The organism is Candidatus Schekmanbacteria bacterium, assembly GCA_003695725.1.
GTDB lineage: Bacteria > Schekmanbacteria > GWA2-38-11 > GWA2-38-11 > J061 > J061.
Map to the genome: position 1 here is coordinate 1 of RFHX01000093.1, position 4343 is coordinate 4343.

Here is a 4343-nt window from a genome sequence, read left to right on the forward strand (position 1 = left end):
GCTTCTTCCTTTGTCTCAGCAACAATTTCAAAGCCCTCGAAGCTCTCTTCTTTCACCTTTTTCCCATCCTCAGTAATCCAAAAGGTAGATTTCATTCCCTCTATTTCTTCACTAACAGGGTAAGCCCTAATCTTTTGCCCCTTGAATTCGATTTCTCTTGCTTCTCCAACTTTAGCATATAATGTTGCAATCTTATTTGTTGGTTGAAAATAAACATCGTATGACAATTCTTTCTCAGCAGTTATACCCTCCTTCAACAATTGTAGATAGAGAGAAAGAGGCGAATAGATGTTGCCAGCTATCTTTTCCTTTTTTTCCCTCACACTTCCTCCTGCTTCCAATATAACTTTCAGAATATTATCATTCTTCTCCCCTTTCAGCTTGATAGAGTTTTCCCCTTGCTTTATTTCATAGAAGAAAGCATTAAGCCGGTATTTTTTATCAAGGTCGAGCTTTTCCACAATCTTTGTTTCTTCACCTATACCTGCAATATTTTCAACCTTCATATAACCTTCAGAATATCCTATATAGCCTGTCTCAGTTTCAGAAATTCTTGAATTAAGGTAACCAATTTTCATCCCTTTAAAATAAAAACCAAACCATTCATCTCGTAAAGTATTTTTAATTATATTTTCCTCTTCTAAAGTAGTAGAATTTATAACAGAATTTATAAAAGCCGATTGATTTTCATTATCACATCCCTGATACAAAATTATGGACAACAGAATTATAAATATATGAAAGAATCTTGTTTTCATCTATTCATCCCCATTATTTTCATTTTATAAAAAAAGCGCACTTTTTCAAGGAAGTAGAGAAGATTATAATCACAATAGATTTTCTTACATAAAATCACTGCATCAATCCTTCTTCATAAAATTTTACTCCTACAATGGGAAAAAAGAGATATTATTATATGGGTTGCATTGCGCAGGTTTTTTATATTCTTGACAAACAAAATTCATAGAAAGTATTTTATATATCAAGGAGGAAATGATTGTGGAATCTGAAAAGGAAGAATATGTAGAAATTTTCAATACAACTGAAGAAAGCGAATATCTTGTAATCAAGTCTCTTCTAGAAAGTGAAGGGATAGAGGTAAAAGACTTTTCGCAAAGAGTGCCTCAATTGCCTGTAAATATTGATGGTATGGGCTTGATAAGAATTTATGTGAATAAAAATGAGAAAGAAAAGGCAAAAGATTTGCTTAAAAGCTACTACGAAAAAGAAGGTGATAATATGTGGAAGTGCCCAAATCACTAAATTTTGTTTGCATACATTTTACTATTGACATAAAATTATCTTTCAATTAGGATTGCACCTTCAATTTATAAGAAAGGCGGAGGCGAGTTGTGGCAGTAAAAAAGAAAAAAAGCGTGGCAAAGCCCAAAACGAAAGCTGCAAAGGGTAAAAGTGCGTCTAAAACTGCGGCTAAGAAAGTTACAAAGAAAAAAGCTGAAGTAAAAACCAAAACCGCAAAGAAAAAAGTTCCAACAAAAAAAGCCGCCAAAAAAGAATCAACTACCAAAAAAAGCACTGCAAAAAAGACCTCAGCGAAAAAGACGGCTTCAAAGAAAACCGTGAAAAGAAAACCTTCGCCGAAGTCTGTTTCGAAAAAGAAAAAAACTGTAAGTAAAAAAACGGCAAAGAAACCTGTGAAAAAGACAATTGAAAGGAAGGCGACGGCTGTGAAGAAGAAGGCAAAGAAGAAATCTGATGCAAAAAAATATGAAGAAGTGAGACTTTTACTTGAAAAAAGAAAAGCTGAAATTCTAAAAGAAGTTGCTGGAGATTTGAGTGAGGGACTGAATTCAGAAACAGTGGCATATCCCGATCTTAGTGACCTTGCAAGCATTGAATCTGACAAGAATTTTGAAATAAGAATAAAAGAAAGAGAAAGAAGATTATTAAAGAAAATAAATCTTGCTTTGGAGCAAATCAAAAATGGCACTTTCGGCATCTGTGAACGCTGTGGAGAAGAAATTGGACTTAAGCGCCTTCTTGCACGCCCTGTTGCTACATTGTGTATACAATGTAAAACTGAAGCCGAAAGAGAGGAAAAAGCAAGGAATCTATAAAAGATTTACAGCCATAAATTTTTATCCATTGCATTCATTTCACTTTACACGATGTTTTTATTTCCGATAAAATATTGTTTATAAAAGACGCATTGTGCTAAAATATGCGATATAAATTCATAGGAAATAAAAATGGATATTGATTACGAAGCGCTAAGAAAGATTACTTTAGTAGTACCCCTATGGCAGGTTATGCTTTTCTTCTTTGTAACTGCCGTGACGATGTTGTTTGGTTATGTAAGATTTGCCATATCCGCCTCATTCATTGCCGTCCTCTACTGGGTCTTCATTTACAACCGCCCAATTTTAGTCAAACACTTTTCAAGCTCAACTTTTCTTATGGGCGCCTATCTCGTGGTAGGAGTTATCCTTGTCTTCTGTCTCCTGATTTCACTTTTCATAAAAGGGTAGCTGTAATATGAATATGCCCTCAATTTCAAACTGATTTTCCGCCTTCTTTTTCTTCTATCAATTCTTTGACACCGGCAAGCAATTCTTTGACAAAATCAGTTTCCCTTACCTTTTTTATTTTGACACCTCTCTTGAATAAAATACCGCTTCCTTTCCCCCCTGCAATGCCAATATCAGCTTCCTTTGCTTCTCCAGGACCATTTACTACACATCCCATCACAGCAACAGTCAAAGGCACCAAGCATCCAACCAATTCATTTTCTATTTCAGTTGCCACCTTCTCTACATCAATTTCGCGTCTGCTGCATGTAGGACAAGAAATAACATCGACACCTATTTTGCGCAATCCCAAGGCCCTCAACAATGTATAGCCTGCTTTGACTTCATTGACAGGGTCACTTGTTAGCGAAATTCTTAAAGTATCTCCAATGCCATTATAAAGAAGTATTCCAAGCCCTGCACCGCTTTTTATGGCTCCCGACACAGATGTCCCGGCTTCTGTTATACCAATATGTACTGGATAATCGCATCTTTCAGAAAATTTGCTGTATGCCTTTATAGTTTCAATAACATTACTCCCCTTCAATGAAACTTTAAAATTATAGAATGATTCCTCTTCACAAACTTCAACACTCTTTAGCGCGCTTTCCACCATAGCCTCAGCAGTAGGCGCACCGTATTTTTGCAAAATCTCCTTTTCAATGGAACCGGAATTTACACCTATTCTCATAGCTGATTTTTTCTCGCGGCAAACATTTATAACCTCTTTCAGCTTTTCCTTACCTCCAATATTGCCGGGATTGATTCTAACTGCATCAGCTCCTTTTTCAAGCACCGCTATGGCAATGCTATGGTCAAAATGGATATCTGCAATGACAGGAATAGACACAGAATCTTTGATTTCTGCAAAAGGAACCACCAATTCTCTGTCTTTCACTGCAACGCGGACAATCTCGCATCCCGCTTTCTCAAGTATCTTTATTTGATTGATTGTAGCTTCTACATCGGAGGTATCTGTATTAGTCATAGATTGCACACTGACCGGCGCATTCCCACCTATCAGAACATTACCGACTTTTATCTGCCGTGTTTTTTTCCGCGGATAAATTTGCAAAAGGCAATTATCCTCCTGCTATTTCTTTGAAGAAGTGGATTATATCAAGAAGATAGCGGTCAAAATCATTGTATAATGCAAAACCCATTATAAGAAAAATCAGAGCCAGTCCTATATATTGCGTAGCATTCTTGAATTTTTCATTGACAGGTTTTCTTATGATTGCTTCAGCGGTGAAAAGCATAATCAGTCCGCCATCTGTAATAGTGCCTAAAGGAATAAAATTTATTATACCCAGATTAATACTGATGAAAGCCACAAAAGATGCAAATTGAGAGATTCCCCTTTTGGCTTGGTCTCCAGCCATTTTTGCAATTGCGATAGGACCGGATATTGCCTTTGCCGAGACCTTGCCTGTTATCATTTTATAAATTCCTCTAAACATAAGCACAGTCAAATTGACAGTCTTCTCAAGAGCCATTCCCACTGCCTCAAAGGGTGAAAAACTTACAGTCTTAAAATGGACATCAGTATAATTATTTGCCGCAACCACTCCCAATGCACCAACTTTGATTCTATTGTCCATTACATCTCGCTCTTCCTTCTCCTCCAACACTACTGAAGCTTCCTTTTCAATACCATTTCTTGAAAATGTGATGCTAACTCTTTTATTGGGTTTTTTTGCAATGGCTTCTTGAAGATCAGCCCATTCAGTCAAATCTTTTCCGTCAACCTTAATAATTTTATCGTAAGGCATTAAGCCTGCTTTTTCAGCCGGACTATCTTTTTTAACCTCGCTA

6 protein-coding genes are annotated in these 4343 nt (G+C 36.4%); 3 read left to right on the plus strand and 3 right to left on the minus strand.

What is annotated here, in order from left to right; all coding sequences use genetic code 11:
* Window positions 1–758, minus strand: a 758-nt coding sequence (locus D6734_03750) for a hypothetical protein (GenBank protein RMF96386.1), incomplete at its 3' end; no start/stop codon positions are given.
* A 235-nt stretch (window positions 759–993) separates the two neighbouring features.
* Between D6734_03750 and D6734_03755 the strand changes: the two genes are divergently transcribed.
* The 3 genes from D6734_03755 (at window position 994) to D6734_03765 (ending at window position 2489) form a co-directional block, all read left to right on the plus strand.
* Window positions 994–1263, plus strand: coding sequence for a hypothetical protein (locus D6734_03755; protein ID RMF96387.1), 270 nt, complete (start codon window positions 994–996; stop codon window positions 1261–1263).
* A 425-nt stretch (window positions 1264–1688) separates the two neighbouring features.
* Window positions 1689–2078: an RNA polymerase-binding protein DksA gene (dksA, locus tag D6734_03760; protein RMF96391.1), complete on the plus strand. Its 390-nt coding sequence runs from the start codon at window positions 1689–1691 to the stop codon at window positions 2076–2078.
* 132 nt (window positions 2079–2210) lie between these two features.
* Window positions 2211–2489 carry a hypothetical protein gene (locus D6734_03765; protein ID RMF96388.1) on the plus strand — a complete coding sequence of 93 codons (279 nt, stop codon included), beginning with the start codon at window positions 2211–2213 and terminating at the stop codon, window positions 2487–2489.
* Between the two features lie 25 nt (window positions 2490–2514).
* On the opposite strand, the gene D6734_03770 is transcribed toward D6734_03765, so the two are convergent.
* Both D6734_03770 and rseP read right to left on the minus strand, forming a co-directional pair.
* Complete coding sequence (locus D6734_03770) at window positions 2515–3603, minus strand: flavodoxin-dependent (E)-4-hydroxy-3-methylbut-2-enyl-diphosphate synthase (GenBank protein RMF96389.1); 1089 nt, start codon at window positions 3601–3603, stop codon at window positions 2515–2517.
* A gap of 7 nt (window positions 3604–3610) precedes the next feature.
* Window positions 3611–4343, minus strand: a 733-nt coding sequence (gene rseP / locus D6734_03775) for an RIP metalloprotease RseP (GenBank protein RMF96390.1), incomplete at its 5' end; no start/stop codon positions are given.